Origin of the sequence: Halomonas sp. FeN2 (assembly GCF_020595105.1) — a bacterium.
GTDB lineage: Bacteria > Pseudomonadota > Gammaproteobacteria > Pseudomonadales > Halomonadaceae > Vreelandella > Vreelandella neptunia.
Genome location: NZ_CP074200.1, coordinates 3,184,179 through 3,200,346, shown reverse-complemented (window position 1 = coordinate 3,200,346; position 16,168 = coordinate 3,184,179). Strand labels below are relative to the sequence as shown.

Genomic DNA, 16,168 nt, shown 5'->3' with positions numbered 1-16,168 from the left:
ATTAGGCTACGAGCCAGGATGGTCGCGAGCTAAAGCTGCCTCCCACGGGTGCCATTTGCAGTGCCCGAAGAGCACTAAGACAACAGCAAATTACCCTGCTGCTTCCAGCGATTGACCAACGCCGGAACGCCTTCTCCAGCGGTGGTATTGATTGCCAGCACACCCGGCGGGCTGAGGCTGTCCGCCTCTGGGTCGACCAGTGCGCAGGGCGTGTCGTAGTCAATGTACGAGAGCAGCGAAGCGGCGGGCATGACTGCCAGCGATGTGCCGACGACCAGCAGAAAGTCAGCCTGACTGACAAGCTCACAGGCATCTTCAAACAGCGGCACCGACTCGCCAAACCAGACCACGTCGGGTCGAAGTTGGCTGCCCTTGTCGCACACATTGCCCAGTTCGATGCCACCTTTCGGCAGCGGGTAGCGCATGCGTCCATCGATTGACGAACGTGCTTTTAAAATCTCGCCGTGTAGATGTAATACATGGCGAGAGCCTGCACGTTCATGCAGGTCATCAATATTTTGGGTAATGATACTGACGCTAAAGCCAGCTTGCTCTAGTGCAGCCAGCGCTTTATGGGCGGCGTTGGGCTTTGCACGACGGATCTGCTCGCGGCGCTGATTATAGAAATCCAACACCTGCTGCGGATTGCGCTGCCACGCCTGGGGGGTCGCCACATCCTCGACCGGATGGTTTTCCCACAGGCCATCGCTAGCACGAAAGGTTTTAATCCCGCTCTCGGCGCTAATCCCCGAGCCGGTAAATACCACCAAATGCGGGCTTGCTGCCATGTTTACCTCGTCGTTTATGTTCCACTCTTTCTTAAGTAAAACACTAATATACTAGCTGGCCGATGCTGCCCGCAAAACGCTGCTTGTTACGGTAAGGATAAACGTCGATGACGCGACCATCGATGATGGCCTGCTGCAGTTCCAGCCAGTACTCCGGATCAAATAGCTCGGGGTGCTGGGCCGTGAACATATCCCGCAGCGCCTTATTAGCGAACATGAAAGGACCAAACTCCTCTGGAAAAATATCGTTAGGGCCGATGGACAACGTATCCCCCCCCTGGAAGTCATTACCCTGGGATTTGGGTATATGCCGAAAACGACACTCGGTGAGGTAGCAGACTTCATCGTAGTCGTAGAAGATCACCCTTCCATGGCGTGTCACGCCAAAATTTTTCAGCAGCATATCACCGGGAAAGATATTCGCAGCCGCCATTTGCTTAATGGCATTGCCGTAATCCTTAAGCACCATCTCCTTCTCTGGGTCGCTACACTGTTCCAGGTAGATGTTCAGCGGCGTCATCATACGCTCGGTGTAGCAGTGTTTGATAATCACCTTATCGTCTTTCAACACAACGGTTGAGGGAGCCACTTCCAGTAAGTGCTCCAGACACTCCGGTGCAAAATGATCCTGGCGGACAATAAAATTGGAGAATTCTTGAGTATCGGCCATGCGCCCTACCCGGTCGTGGCGCTTTACTAGCCGATACTTTTCGCGCACTACGGCGTGGGTCACGTCTTTGGCCGGATCAAATTTATCTTTAATGATCTTAAATACGGTGCGAAAGCTGGGCAGTACAAACACCGCCATCACCATGCCGCGCACGCCTGGGGCGATAATAAACTGATCCTCGCGCTTCGCCACCTGACGATTCAGTGCCCGGAAAAACTCGGTTTTACCATGTTTGAAGAAGCCGATGGCAGCGTAGAGTTCGCCTTCCGGTTTGTGCGGCATCAGCTGCTGCAGGTAATCGACAAACTCCCTGGGTACCGCTACCTCAACCTGGAAGTAGGCGCGGGTGAAGGAGAAAATAATCGACACCTCGTCGGTTTCGATCAGTACCGTATCCAGGTGTAGGCAAGGGTCGCCCCCCTGCTGCTCACCAAACCCTTCGCCATGGAGTACCGGCAGTACCAGCGGCACCTGCTCGCCGCCGCCCAGGATTCGCCCCACCAAATAGGCACCTTTATTGCGATAAAAGACGCTATTCAGCAACTCGATTTCAGCATCACCGGCGTTCAAAATCGCCGTGGGTAAGTGCTGCTGTAAGAAGGTGGCGCCGAGATGAGTATCCTGATCTATTTCCGCAAAGCGATTTTCGAAGGGGGCATCGATAAGCACCCATTTGAGGGCAGCCTGCCAGTCGCCATTAACCTGTTTGCGACGGCATAGGTCAATTCCCGAGCGGTGAGCGGCATCCTCCCGGGAGCTATACACAAACATCCAGTCGTTGCGGATATGGCGATGATGGAAAATAGCGCAGAACAGCGAGTTAAAGAAGGTTTCAGCGAGCTCATAATCGAGTCGGTGGCTGATCAACTCAGCGTAGTGGTTGCGCGCCTCGCGCCAGCACTCGCAGTGAGACACCACCTCGGGATCAAAGGTACGCTTTAAGCGCCCCAGAGTGTCATCAATCTTTTCCTTATAGAGATTGATGCGCTCGGCGGATGCCTGCTGCGTTTCGCGCCACGCCGCGTCACGGAAACGACGGCTGGCATCGGCAGTGATCTCTTTAAAACGCGCGCGATACTCATCGAAGCCATGCAAAATCGTCGTCGCTAAGCGGTATGCAGGTGAGTGCTTCACTGGCCGAACTCCTGTTAAGTCGCACTAGCGTTGCCTAACGGCAAACTACATGCGAGACGACCTTGGTTGTGTAGCCCCCTTCTTAGCGCACTGACGCAATACGTTTGAGCCGTAAGCAAAAAGGCCCCGCAGTGCGGTCAGCAATCAGAAAGCCGAGTTGGTGAATCTCGCTTGGCGTTACTGCTGGGGCGTCACTCAGTATCGTTCCCCGCCGCACCGCTTCAAAAGCATCCCATGAGAAGTGCAGCGTCTCCCAGGCATCTTGAGAAGGCGTAAACTTCACTCGGTACGCTGAGGCATTGCCAAGGGAGGTGCTTTTCAGGCGCAGTTGATAGGTACGTCCATCGCCGCGCACGGTCAGCGCTATACCCTGGGCATCCGCCAGGGTGGGTTCAAAACCGTTGGGCTCGCGACGAACGGAGGCAAAGCCACCGCCGTTTTCCAGTGACACCTCGCCATGAAAATGTCCTTCGTCATCAGTAACGCGAAAAGCGCTCCTTGAAACGCCTCCCATTACGTCATCATCAACGGCATACCAGCGCTGCTGCTCGCTGGGACGATCAAATGTCAACGTCATGACGACTCCTTTATCATTAGCCAAAAAAGCCTCTTTGCCGCAGGGCAAAGAGGCTTGTTTAGCCTAGGCGATTAACCTCGCAAATTACAGCTTCGCTGTCGTGACAGCTGGGTCTGAATCACTACCTTCCAGATCTTCAGGTGAAGCGACCACCAGCGCAAACTCCTCCTCGGCGGTTTTCGCTACGAGGTGATGCTTGCTGTAGAGGAAGAAGTAGGCTGCGCCAACAATGAACAGCACGATGGTGTAGTTAAAGGCGCGTGGGTCGAAGGCGTATACCCCGGTGAGCGCAACCAGGGAAAGCACCAGTGCAATCCCTGAGGTGACGACACCGCCAGGGGTTTTATACGGGCGCGGCAGGTCGGGTTGTTTTACCCGCAGTAGAATATGGCTGAGTGCCATGAGCGCATAAGAGATCGTCGCACCAACCACGGCCATGCCCAGCATCAGGTCGCCTTCACCGCTCAACGACACCAGAAAGCCAAACACGCCGGGCACGATCAGGGCCAGATAGGGCACTTTACGGCCACTGGTCAGCGACAGTGCCTTGGGGAGGTACCCCGCCCGTGAGAGCGCAAACACCAACCGGCTGTAGCCATAAATAATCGAGAAGAAGGAAGCAATTAGCCCCGCCAGGCCCAGCACGTTCACCACGGTTGCCAGGGTCGGATTGCCCGCTGCGTTCAACGCATCCACCAGCGGCACGCCGCTTTGACCGATCATCTCGGCACCCGCCGCACCGGCCAGCAGCACCACCACTAACAGTGCGGTGAATAGCAGAAACAACATCGCGCCGATAATGCCTTTGGGCATGTCCCGAGCAGGATCTTTCGCTTCTTCGGCAGCAAGCGGTACGCCTTCCACAGCTAGAAACAGCCACATACCAAAGGGTAGTGCCGCCCAGACGCCGTACCAGCCAAACGGCATAAAGGTGCTCGCACCCGCCGCATCGGTGGGGGCAATATCGAACAAGTTGGCGGCATCAAAATCTCCGATCAGTGCGACGGCGGTGGCCAGGATAGCAAACACTGCTAAGCCACTGATGACCATCATGACTTTTAGCGCTTCCCCCACACCCGCCAGGTGAATGCCGATAAACAATGCGTAGAAAATGAGGTAGACCAGCGGGCCGTTGATACCCAGCAACGACTCTACGGCGGCACCAATGAAGATCACAATGGCCGCCGGTGCCAGGGCATACTCAATCAATACGGCCAGCCCAGTTAGATAGCCGCCAGCAGGCCCCATTGCTTGACGGGCAAAGCTGTAGCCGCCCCCAGCCGCGGGTATCGCCGCCGACATTTCGGCAAGTGACAGCACCAGCGCCAGATACATTAACGCCATCAGACACGCGGCTATCGCAAAGCCACCCCAGCCAGCTTCAGCAATACCAAAGTTCCACCCGGCGAAATCACCGGAAATTACGTAGGAAACCCCGAGGCCCGCCAGCAACATCCAGCCAGCGGTGCCTTTGCGCAGTTGGCGTTTTGCCAGATACGCTTGATCTATCGTTGGTTGTGTCATCGTTTTGCCCTTTAAGTGTGGAACGAAATCGTCGTCAGCGGCGTGCTGTTGTTTACCAACGTTGTTCCGTTTTGTTGTGTGATCGTTGTTATAGGGTGTCGCTTGTTGGGTGACGTTAGTCCGCCACCAGGAAGTTACGCGTCGAGCCTGATGCGGAGTCTCCTTCCAGCACATCGTCTTCACTGCGGTCTTTCAACTTAACGCCCGACAACTTGAGCTGGCGGGCCTCTTTTAACAGCAGAAAGAAGCGTCTGGCGGCCTCCTCCACTTGCAAACCCGCCGGACGCACATTGGAAATGCAGTTGCGCCGATCGTCCCTTAATCCAGGTTCGGGCGCCCAGGTCATGTAAAGCCCCAGGCTATCCGGCGAGCTTAGCCCCGGTCGTTCGCCGATCATGACGAGCACGGCGTCGGCATTGAGCAGGGCGCCAATTTCGTCGCCAATCGCTACTCGCCCCTGCTCGACAATAGTCAGCGGCGCTAGCTGCCAGTCGACGGCATCGCTGCTCAGCATCTGGTAAAGCGCGCCAAGAAATGGGGCACTGTTTTGCTGTACAGCCAACGCCGAAAGCCCATCGACCACGACAATCGCAAGGTCATAGCGCTGCTGAGACGCGGCGGCTTTCTGTAGGTGCTCACGGGTTTCGTCGTTAAGGCGACGGCCATAGTCGGGCCGCTGCAGGTACATAGCGCGATCCTGGGCATGGCTGTGCAGACGAATCGGAGCCCCAGATAAACTCAGGGCCTGGGTCAGCTCTGCGGAGAGCGCTTCCACATCAAGCGGACAGTGAACCGCATCCTGTGCTTGGGCGTGAGCCAACTGAAATGCCAGCAGCTTGCTGGTCGGCAGGCTGACCCCAGCACGCCCCAGGCCAATTCGCGCGTCGGTAAAGGCATTCAGCCGCTCCCAAGGGTTCTCCACTACGATGGGGGATGATGGATCATGTGCCATGGCGCGGCTCCTTAGGCAGGTGGCGCAGGCTGTTGGCAAAGGCGGCGGGCAACTGGTCATTGAGCCGGTGGGTGCTGACATCCTGGAAAATCTGCATCTCTTCGAGCCAGCGCTCAAACTCCGGCGCGGCCTTGAGCCCCAGTACCCGCCGTGCATAGAGCGCGTCGTGAAAGGAAGTCGTCTGGTAATTGAGCATGATGTCGTCAGAGCCGGGGATACCCATAATGAAGTTGCAGCCCGCCACGCCCAGCAGCGTGAGCAGATTATCCATATCATTCTGGTCGGCTTCGGCGTGGTTGGTGTAGCAGACATCGCAGCCCATGGGCACGCCCAGCAGCTTGCCGCAGAAATGGTCTTCGAGCCCGGCGCGGGTGATTTCCTTGCCGTCGAACAGGTACTCGGGGCCGATAAACCCCACCACGGTATTGACCAGCAGCGGATTGAACTTGCGCGCCACAGCGTATGCGCGGGCTTCGCAGGTTTGCTGGTCGAGCCCGTGGTGAGCGTCGGCAGAGAGCGAGCTACCCTGGCCGGTTTCGAAATACATCACGTTGCTCCCCACCGTACCGCGATTGAGCGACTGGGCCGCCGCTTCGGCTTCGGCGAGAGTGCTCAAGTCAAAGCCAAAACTGCGGTTAGTGGCCTCGGTGCCGCCGATCGACTGGAATACCAGATCCACCGGGGCGCCCTGCTCGATCGCTTCCAGCGTATTCGTTACGTGGGTAAGCACACAGGACTGGGTGGGGATTTGATACTTCTGGATCACTTCATCCATCAAGCGCATCAGCTTGACACTCTGGGCAACGTTATCCGTCGCGGGATTGATGCCAATCACCGCGTCGCCGCTGCCGTAGAGCAGGCCATCCAGAATACTGGCCGCAATGCCGGTCACATCATCGGTGGGGTGATTGGGCTGAAGCCGGGTGGAAAGCCGCCCCGGCAGGCCAATCGTATTGCGAAAGGCGGTGGTGACCCGACACTTTTTGGCCACCAGAATCAAATCCTGATTGCGCATCAGCTTGCTGACGGCAGCGGCCATTTCGGGGGTAATCCCCGCTTTTACTTCTGCTAACACCTCACTGGTAGCGTGATCGGAGAGCAGCCAGTTACGAAAATCGCCGACGGTGAGGTGACGGAGGGGAGCGAAAGCGTCGGCGTCATGGTCATCGATAATCAGCCGAGTGATTTCATCCTCTTCGTAGGGGATCAAGACCTCGTTCAAAAAGGTGGTGAGCGGGAGTTCAGCCAATACCATCTGAGCGACCACGCGCTCTTCGGCGCTCTCCGCCATTACCCCGGCCAAACGGTCGCCGGAACGGGGCGGTGTGGCTTTAGCCATTAGCTCTGCCAGGCTTGCAAAGCGATAGCTGCGGCTCCCCACCGTCGTGTGATAGGTCTGCGTCATGGGGCCTTCCTTTTTTATATTTCAATTTCTACGTATATTTCAGACACAGCGTCACGGCATGCGCGTTGAGGTATAAAACTTGCTTGTTTCTACCATAGCGCTATCACTAGAAAGGGAGTATCGAGTTTTGGCAAACCCTTCAATATTTAATAAATTCAAATAAATACAAAAAGTTAAGGCGTTAACCAGGCAGTATTGGGCGCGTATTACGTCTCGAGGAGATACCCATGACCACGCTCGACAGCGCATTTGCACCAAAAAGATGCGTCCAGGAAGCGTTTGATGCTGATGAGCACGCGCAAAACCTGACGCGTTGGCAGCAGGAGTACGACCAGCTCAGTCCTGGCAGTTTCTATGGTCGCCTGGATGAAGTGGCATTAGAGACGATGCAGGTGTTTAAGGAGTACACCGGGCAAGCGCTACGCCAGGACTGTCGGGTATGGCCAAATTCGCTGTGGATTGGGATTCCCACTACTCGTCAAGGCGCACGTATCAATGGTCAAACGCTTAGCGCGGGCGAGGTGATGTGCCGCCCCGGCGGTCGGGATTTTGAACTGGTTACCCCACAGACCTTCGATATCTATGGGCTGGTGATCCAGTTGCCCGCATTGACCGCGGCGGCTAAACGGCAGGGGGTGCGCCTGGATAAACGCTGGCAAGTAAAGCCGCGTCGGCAAGCGGCTGGCGAAACGCTCAATGCGGTGTCATTTCTTATTGAACGTCTCCTCACCAGCCAGACCCTGGCGATCGCTAGCCATATTCATCAAGACATTCTGCTGATGGCGTTGCTCGAACTGCTGCAGGGGGAGCAGTCTGGGGCAGAGCTGCCACCCAGTTACACTCATCGTAAGGAAGTGGTAGACCGGGTTAAACGCTATGTTGATGAGCACTTGGATGGCCCGGTGACGATGGAGGAGCTTTGTCAACTCACTCACGTTAGCCGCCGCACCCTGCAATACAGCTTTACCACCATCCTGGGCATCAGCCCGCTGCAGTTTTTACGCCTGACCCGGTTGAACCGCGTGCGTCGGGCGCTGCGTGCCGCATCACCCGAGCAGTCGGTAACAGAAATAGCCACCTACTGGGGATTTTGGCACTTGGGTCAGTTCGCCCACGACTACAAGCAGCAGTTCGGGGAGAGCCCGTCGCAAACGCTCAGTGCAAAAACGTTCTGAGCGAGTCAGCGAGCGGCAATATAAGCCAGCCTCTCAGCCGGCCTGATTAAATACGAGAGTAGCTAAAAAACAGTCAGCTTACAGCTTAGTTGAAGGTTGGGAGATGCTTGGATTCACGGCCTGGCAGACCACAGTCAAACCAACTGTGATGCGCCTTGCTGTCTTCCCAAACGTGATAGTGCAGTTGCGACATCATCACCGGGTCATCTAGAAAATCCAAACGCTCCAGCTTACTCATTGCCGCAGGCCCCATCCTGGCTCCGCGTGCAACCCGCTCGGCCCGACGTTTGCGTATTGGCTCAGCATCGGTATGCCGTGATGTCCCTAAAGCAGTGGCCAACGCATTCGGTACAGGATCTACCACCATTTGGGCAAAAGACGGTGCCGCCATTCCAGTATTCATGCGGGTGAGCAATCTCACCATGCGCCGCAAAACACTGGGCGGCTGTGTTTCTTCGGGAATCCGAAACAGTCGCTTTTGAAAACTGAGCTGCCCTAGTGAGACACGGCTCGACAGGGCCGATACCGGGATAGACAGCATCAAAGCGAAGACGATGGGCGAGAGCCACCAAAGAAATGTAGGCTCCATAACGTAAACACCCGCTGCCCAAACCGCCCCTATTAGGGTTTGACTCCAATGTGCGCGGAAAGCATCCCCCCACGTCGTGTCGCTATTTTCACGTGATGGTGAGCGCCATTGAACCGCCCACCCCATTAATGACGTCAGCACAAAGCGGGTGTGAAACATCATCCTTACTGGCGCTAATAGCATCGAGAATAGCGACTCGAGAATCATACTTTCCAATACCTTGAGTGGCCCGCCAAATTGACGACTCCCCTGTATCCACACCAGCAACACGCTGAGCAGCTTAGGCAAGAAAAGAAGTAACGCCGTAACACCGAACAACCCCACCGCTAAGGTTGGATTCCACTGTGGCCAAACAGGAAACAACATTCCCGGCTCAGGAAAGTAGTCGGGCGTGCTAAAGGTATGCACTGCTAAAAGTGCGGTAGAAAGCACTAAAAAAAGACACCATAGCGGCGCTGAAAGATAAGACATTAAACCGGTCAGGAAAACGGCACGATGGACGGGGTGGATGCCTTGTGAGAAAAACAGCCGGAAGTTCATCAAATTTCCGTGGCACCAGCGTCTGTCGCGATTGAGCTCATCCAGCAGATTAGGCGGCATTTCTTCAAAGCTGCCTTCCAATTTGTAGGCAATCCATACCCCCCAACCGGCGCGCCGCATCAGCGCCGCCTCGACAAAATCATGGGATAGTATCTCACCCGACATCGAGCCTTTACCGGGCAGTGGCGCCAGTATGCAGTGCTGCATAAACGGGGCGAGGCGAATGATCGCGTTATGGCCCCAGTAATGCGACTCACCCAATTGCCAAAAATGGAGCCCGGCAGTAAACAGCGGTCCGTACACCCGTGTCGCAAACTGTTGCATCCGAGCGTACAGATTGAGGCGCCCCGAAGCGCGTGGTGCTGTTTGGATAATGCCGACTCTGGCGTGCACCTCCATCATTTGCACCAGTCGCGTCAGGCATTTGCCGCTCATGACACTATCGGCGTCCAACACCACCATATAACGATAGAGCGCCCCCCAGCGGCGGCAAAAATCGTCGAGATTACCGCTCTTGCGTTTGACTCGACGCTGTCGACGACGATAAAAAACCTGACCGAAAGCCCCAAGATCACGACATAACACCAGCCAGGCATAGGTTTCTTGAATGGCAATATCGGGATCGGACGTATCGCTCAGAATGAAGATGTCGAAATGCCGGTCATTGCCCGTACTGCGCAGGGATTCCAGGGTGGCGCGCACCCCGGCAAAAACCCTGGCAACGTCCTCGTTACAGATTGGCACCAATAGCGCTGTGCGTGCCTCATCATCAATCGGCTCGTCGCCCACCTCGCTGTCAATGGCGTAGCGATCATGGCTTCGTAATAGCTGGAAAAACCCCATCAAGGCGGTCCAAAATCCGGCGGATACCCAGGCGAATAGCAACACAAACAGCGACAGGATAGTTATCTCAAGCCACTGAAGGCCCTGGCCAGGGAGGACGGTACGCATCTGATTGGCGGCGATGATACTTTGACCGAAAATAAGCACCAGCAAAACCCAACGACGCCTGGTGGCGACCCACTTCCAGGAGGCGGAGGGTGACTCTCTTCTGCGCCGACGAAAATCACCATTTGCCCAGCGCTTAAAGCGGCGACCAATATTCACGAAAGGATTGGTCGACCACTGCTGGGGTGCCAACGGCGTTCGCTTCATAGGTGGCGCAGTTTGCAGGCGGGTAGTGCCGGCGGTGTCCGTAGACAGCACGTCTGGCGGCGCTAGCGGCGGCTCTGCATAGGCAAGCGCCAGGCGTCGACCTACTGACAGCGCTGCCGGATCACTATTGCCATCACTCTGCCCATTGCTTTGCCAATTTCTATCCCCCTCACCATGCCCATCACTATCCTCGCTCAACGCAGCGTGTAGCGACGCCATGTCGTGCTTATCTAGATCACCGACCAGTAACTTGTAGCGCTCCTTACGATCCTGGGTTTCCAACGCCAAGCGCTCTAAATAAATATCCGTTGGCGTTGCCTGCGATGAAGACATCATTTCAGCCATTAGCGGGCAGCCTGTAGTACCAGGTTTCGGACATTTGCTTGCCATCGAGCATTAGCTTGGCCCTGATATCCAAAGGCTGGCTGCCATTGCTGCGTGTTACGTTGACAAATACACGCCAACCGTTCGTGGCCGGGTTATAAACAACGCGACTATTGGCTAATGCGCCATTATCGCCAACGCTTGCCTCAACACTCATCTTTGCATCGCTGCCGATACCGGCAAGCGAGGGCCCGATAAAATCGAGGACAAAAGCGAGTGTCCCGTCAGGCTCGCGCACCAGGTTATCGCGGATCACTTCTCCCCGTGAGCGACGCGTTTCTTCAACCCACGCAAGCTGAGGATCAAGGTGACGGCTTTCATCGGTTGTGAAGGTAATACGGTAATCGAATGCCAGCGGTGTTCCCGGTTCATACGCTTCATCGGCCAGCCACATCGATACGATGTTGTCGTTGGTCTCGTTGTCTGTCGGAATCTGAATCAGCTCAACACTACCGGCCCCCCATTCGTTTTGTGGCTCGACCCAGGCGCTTGGGCGCAGATCATAGCGTGAGGCAATATCCTGATAATCGCTAAAATTGTGACCACGTTGCATCAAGCCATAACCGCGTAACTGAGGCGTTGCCTGTCTATTCATCATCAATCTGGCTGGATTGGCCAGCGGGCGCCACAGCCAGCCATTCTCGGCATCATTGATCAAAAGGCCATTAGAGTCGTGGATTGCTGGGATGTAGTGTTGTGTCGAAGAGGGCTGCTCTGGGCCGTAAAGGTACATGCTGGTTAGCGGCGCTATCCCAAGTTTCTCGACAGCCCGGCGCAAATATAGGCGCGACTGTACGTCTACCAGGGTGTCGTCTCCTGGACGCAGCACGAAGCGGTAGGCACCGGTCACGCTGGGCGAGTCAAGCAGTGCGAAAATAGTCAAGTACTGGCTTTCCGGGCCAGGCTCGACGACCCATATTTCCGTGAAGCGAGGGAACTCCTCGCCCGAAGGTAGCCCTGTATCAACGGCAAGTCCTCGCCCTGAAAGCCCATAAACCTGCCCTTCGCCAATAGCGCGAAAATAGCTAGCCCCCAGAAAGACCATCACCTCATCGTTGCACTCACCTTCATTGAATGCATGGTTGATCCTGACACCGGCAATACCAATGCCATCGCTATTCGTCACTTCGTCGGAGATGCCTAAGTCACCGTAGGTAAAGTCATCGGGATTATAGGCAAAGCCATGAACCTCGCCTTCCTGATCAATGCTGTTTAATTGGATTGCACTGTCATAATGCATTCCCTCATGGATAAAGCTCAGTGTGAACGGTGCGCCTTTACCGCTCCACACATCGCGATCTCGCTTGAACTGTATTTGCGAATACTCCGTATAACTGAGTTCACGCAGCTCATCAGGCAGAGATGTTTCCGGGGCTCGGTAGCCCTGCTGTGCTAGCTCCTCTGCCTTTCTAGCGACATCATCGAAGCCAAATGCAAAAGCCTCAAGAGGAATGCTTCCAACCAGCAGGCCACCCAGAACGGCGGCTGAACAAAAACCTTTGCAGCTTGAAATCTTACTTAACCGGGTCGATCCACTCATTTAGCGTCATGCTCCTGTGCAATCCTTTGACTAAATTCAAATTCGCTTATTTGTCGAATCGACATACGATAGAGTCCATTCGATCAGCTAAATGCGTCCTTTTGATTTTCTCACCATCGCTAAAGCGCGCACCTTGAGCATTTATGAAGATGCGGTTCCGTTTAGGTATAGCATGAGTCTAGACTACTTGGCACCCTGACTAACCGGGCTTTTCGAAAGGACTGAGAAAAAATTAGACCTTGCTCAACATGTTGAGCAAGTGTGATTAGGCGCTATAGTAAGCGGGTCGTCTACAGACTTAAGCCTTTTCTCTGAAAACGACTGTAAGTGGCAGTAGCCATATTGGCATGCATAATCGTTTATGGCCTAGCTGCCCAGGCTAACTGAGCCAACGCTGGGCAAACTTTGCAGCTGCCAATGGCCGATCAAAGTAGTAGCCTTGGCCCTGGGCACAGCCCATTGCGAGCAATGCGTTAATCTGATTTTGGTTCTCAATCCCTTCCGCAATGGTTTCAAGGCCCAGCGTGTTCGCCATGGCAATGATGGTTGCCACAATGACACGATCGTTATCGCTGGTAAGCATATCGCGGACAAAAGAGATATCGATTTTAATTTTATCGGCGGCGAAGCGCTTTAGGTAGGCCAGCGACGAGTACCCGGTGCCAAAGTCATCGATGGAAAGCCCTAACCCTTTGCTCTTTAACACTTCGGTCATAGCAATCGCTTTTTCAGGATTCTCCATGATACCGCTTTCGGTAATTTCCAGGCTAAGTTGTTTCGCCTCAACGCCGAAGTGGGCACAGCAACCGAGCAGCCCAGTCACCAAGTCATCCTCTTCAAACTGCTGGGCGGCAATATTAATCGCTAACTGGCCAGGCATAGAGCGCCCCTGCTCTCGCCATGCGGCAAGCTGCCTGCAGGCTTCCTCTATCACCCAACTGCCGAGCGCAACGATCATGCCGCGCTCCTCGGCAATAGGAATAAATTTACCCGGTGAAACGTCACCCAGCTCCTCGTCGTGCCACCGACACAGCGCCTCAGCGCCAATCAACTGGCCGCTGTGCAAATCTACCTGGGGCTGAAAGTGTAGACTCAGCTGTTTTGCTGCAATGGCGGACGCCAGGCGTTTGGCGATATGCAGCTGTTCGGCCACAACGCGCCCCATCCAGGGCTCAAATACACATGCGGGAAGCTTCTGCCGCTTGGCTTGATACATGGCAATGTCAGCGTGCTTCAAAAGCTCTAAGGGCGTTGCCGCATGCTGAGGATAAAGCGCGAGGCCGATGCCCACGGAAAGCTCGAAAGAGTGTTGCTCAACAATAAACGGCTGCGCGATGCTGTCGCACAGCTGCTGAGCCGTGGCTAAGGCGCGGTTTGCCTCAACACCAGGGCATACCACCACAAACTCATCGCCACCTAAGCGTGCTAAATACTGTCCCTCCGTCAACGAAGCTGCAAAGCGCTTGGCTACTGCCTTAAGAACTAAATCGCCCAGATCGTGCCCAGCGGTATCATTGATCTCTTTAAAATGATTGAGATCCAGTAGCAATAGTGCCAACTCAGTAGTGTGCTTATCCGCGACCACTCGCTCTAAGTGGCGCATAAAGGCAGCACGGTTGGGCAATTGAGTTCCCGAATCACAAAAAGCCAATTGCCGAATGCGCACTTCGTCTTGTTGGCGTTCAAGCTCTGAAGCGGCCCGCGCAGCGAATATCCGCAGTACATTGCGCACCACATCCACATCGTCCAGCGGCTTCTTAAACATGACGCCAATAAGCCCCATCGGCTGACCATGGCTATCATCCAGCCGGCGCCCAACATAGCCGTTTACCCACGAAAGTGCCCCGTTGGTTTCAGTAGGCAGCATAATGGCGGCGCCCTCGTGAACGATACACTCTTGCTCCACCATCACCTTATGGCAAGGAACACCGGGGAGATAATAAGCAAAATTATCCTGGCACTGACCATGTACATACAGCGTTAAGGTATGGGCGATATCGGCATCCTGCTCGTCCAGTAGCGCTATAAACCCCACTTCAGCGGATAACGCTTCGGCCATATGGGCGGTTAGCTGGTGCAGAAACGCTTCGCCATTCTCAGCCGAAACGGCGGTCGCCACGCTAACAACAGCGTGTTGAAAACGTTGCTGCTCATGAATGGTGTTGATCAAGGCGGTGTTGTGTTGCCCAATGCGTTTCAACGCCTGCTGTTTATATAACAGACGTTCGCGCGTTTGGCTTTCCGCCAACTGACGCGCCAACTCTGCGCCAGCCAAGGCCGCGGAGATACGCAACACTTCATCGGCATAAGGAGGAAGCTCCAAGGCAGAGGAGTGCATTAGCGCAATAGCCCCCAAAAAGCCGCCGCCAGGCGCTGCGATGGAGATCCCCAAATACCCCTCAACGCTCAGGGCGTCCAGTCGCTGATCATCCGGGAACTGCTGACGAGCAGAAGCCAACACAAACAGCCGGGAGTGTTCCGCGACCTGTTGGCATGGCGTGCTTTGTAGCGAATAGGGAGCTGTCTCAATGAATTCACCCTGAGACCACGCTGCCAATGTGCTCACAGTGCCCTGGTGGCTATCAACATATTCAATAGCAGCATGATCAACGCCAAGGATACCCGCCAGGGATCGCACAAGGTGTTGAAAAAAGCCCTCTTCACTGACGCAGGACAACTTGTCCGCCAACTGTCGAAAAATCTCTGGTGCAGAAGTAGGGAGCATGTTATCAAGCGCCTTCGGATTTACACATCAAGCTTCTCTCCCGCTCTTGTTGAACAAGTATAAAAAAACGCGCCGATCCGCCGCATAAACGCCATTCGGTAGCCGGTCAACGCCTAAAGCTTATAAAAGAAAAACAATTCAGCACTTAACACCCCACAATCTTCTTTTATAGCCTTTTAAACAACCTGCAAAAAACAATCAAAGCAACTTGAACATTAAGATCGAAAACATACTGACAACTTATATTCCTAAAACCGCCCACAGCTATATATTTTTTAGCTTCGGGCATTTCCACCTACGCACCTATGCTTTTTATATTTTTTTGGATACTCAATCAAACTATTACCTTTTAATTACACATTTCAAGACGTAACCAAACGAAACAAAAAGTAACTAAAAGCATCCAAATCAACCTTAGAAGATGATATTCAACCTAAACAGTCCTTCATGTCAATAGGTCGTTCCCCAACCATCTAGGTCTAATGGAGGGCATTGTGAATAAAACAGAACAGAAACGGCTCGCGGGCAGTATCGGCCGGGCGATTGCCAAGCAGCGGGTTCGCAGCCAATTGACCCAAGAGGAAGTTGCTGAGCGCCTAGGTGTTGGGAACGAAGCCGTTTCGCGCATTGAGCGCGGGCGGGTGATCCCCAATATTGTGCGCCTAATAGAGCTTGCTGAAATTTTCAACTGCGAAGCAGCTGAGTTATTTGGGCAAGCCAGCTCTCATATCGATGATCAGTCAAGCAGAATGAAGCAGCTTTTAGAGCCTTTAAATCAAAATGATCGCCAGCTAGTCATCGATATTGTTGAAAACTTAACTACACGCCTACAAAAAGGGTAATTGTGTTCAATGACAACACCTTATATTTATAAGTTTAAGAATGACCAAAAATCACTACAAAAACTAACCAGAGGATCACTATTACGTTTACTATTTTATAAACCCTATACAGACAATCTAATAGGTAATAATAGTAGCCATATAAAATCAGCGGTACGCCATGGGCAC

11 protein-coding genes are annotated in these 16,168 nt (G+C 54.2%); 2 read left to right on the top strand and 9 right to left on the bottom strand.

Annotated elements, in window-relative coordinates:
• Positions 1 to 74: 74 nt before the first annotated feature.
• The 6 genes from KF947_RS14805 to KF947_RS14780 form a co-directional block, all read right to left on the bottom strand.
• A complete protein-coding gene (locus KF947_RS14805; RefSeq protein ID WP_227404302.1) occupies positions 75 to 788 on the bottom strand; it encodes an SIR2 family NAD-dependent protein deacylase in 714 nt (237 codons plus the stop codon).
• Positions 789 to 831: 43 nt separating this feature from the next.
• A complete protein-coding gene (gene aceK / locus KF947_RS14800; RefSeq protein ID WP_227404301.1) occupies positions 832 to 2,592 on the bottom strand; it encodes a bifunctional isocitrate dehydrogenase kinase/phosphatase in 1,761 nt (586 codons plus the stop codon).
• An 82-nt stretch (positions 2,593 to 2,674) separates the two neighbouring features.
• Entirely contained in the window at positions 2,675 to 3,169 is a 495-nt protein-coding gene (locus KF947_RS14795) for a CIA30 family protein (RefSeq protein ID WP_227404300.1), read from the bottom strand.
• 84 nt (positions 3,170 to 3,253) lie between these two features.
• On the bottom strand, positions 3,254 to 4,693 hold the full coding sequence (gene eat / locus KF947_RS14790; protein WP_223287963.1) for an ethanolamine permease: 1,440 nt from the start codon (positions 4,691 to 4,693) through the stop codon (positions 3,254 to 3,256).
• A 115-nt stretch (positions 4,694 to 4,808) separates the two neighbouring features.
• The gene (eutC, locus tag KF947_RS14785; protein WP_133730879.1) at positions 4,809 to 5,645 is read right to left on the bottom strand and encodes an ethanolamine ammonia-lyase subunit EutC; all 837 of its coding nucleotides are present in this window, start codon (positions 5,643 to 5,645) and stop codon (positions 4,809 to 4,811) included.
• Positions 5,635 to 7,050 carry an ethanolamine ammonia-lyase subunit EutB gene (locus tag KF947_RS14780; RefSeq protein ID WP_223287965.1) on the bottom strand — a complete coding sequence of 472 codons (1,416 nt, stop codon included), beginning with the start codon at positions 7,048 to 7,050 and terminating at the stop codon, positions 5,635 to 5,637. The genes eutC and KF947_RS14780 overlap by 11 nt, the downstream gene beginning before the upstream one ends.
• Before the next feature lie 227 nt (positions 7,051 to 7,277).
• Between KF947_RS14780 and KF947_RS14775 the strand changes: the two genes are divergently transcribed.
• Positions 7,278 to 8,225 carry a helix-turn-helix domain-containing protein gene (locus tag KF947_RS14775; RefSeq protein ID WP_227404299.1) on the top strand — a complete coding sequence of 316 codons (948 nt, stop codon included), beginning with the start codon at positions 7,278 to 7,280 and terminating at the stop codon, positions 8,223 to 8,225.
• Between the two features lie 85 nt (positions 8,226 to 8,310).
• Here the strand turns inward: KF947_RS14775 and mdoH are convergent, their stop codons facing one another.
• The 3 genes from mdoH to KF947_RS14760 all read right to left on the bottom strand — a co-directional run bounded on the left by mdoH (position 8,311) and on the right by KF947_RS14760 (position 15,158).
• On the bottom strand, positions 8,311 to 10,854 hold the full coding sequence (mdoH, locus tag KF947_RS14770) for a glucans biosynthesis glucosyltransferase MdoH (RefSeq protein ID WP_227404298.1): 2,544 nt from the start codon (positions 10,852 to 10,854) through the stop codon (positions 8,311 to 8,313).
• On the bottom strand, positions 10,847 to 12,433 hold the full coding sequence (locus KF947_RS14765; RefSeq protein ID WP_227404297.1) for a glucan biosynthesis protein G: 1,587 nt from the start codon (positions 12,431 to 12,433) through the stop codon (positions 10,847 to 10,849). The genes mdoH and KF947_RS14765 overlap by 8 nt, the downstream gene beginning before the upstream one ends.
• Positions 12,434 to 12,812: 379 nt before the next feature.
• Positions 12,813 to 15,158, bottom strand: coding sequence for a putative bifunctional diguanylate cyclase/phosphodiesterase (locus KF947_RS14760; protein ID WP_227404296.1), 2,346 nt, complete (start codon positions 15,156 to 15,158; stop codon positions 12,813 to 12,815).
• Positions 15,159 to 15,652: 494 nt separating this feature from the next.
• On the opposite strand from KF947_RS14760, the gene KF947_RS14755 reads away from it, so the two are divergent.
• Positions 15,653 to 16,000: a helix-turn-helix domain-containing protein gene (locus tag KF947_RS14755; protein ID WP_227404295.1), complete on the top strand. Its 348-nt coding sequence runs from the start codon at positions 15,653 to 15,655 to the stop codon at positions 15,998 to 16,000.
• Positions 16,001 to 16,168: the final 168 nt, after the last annotated feature.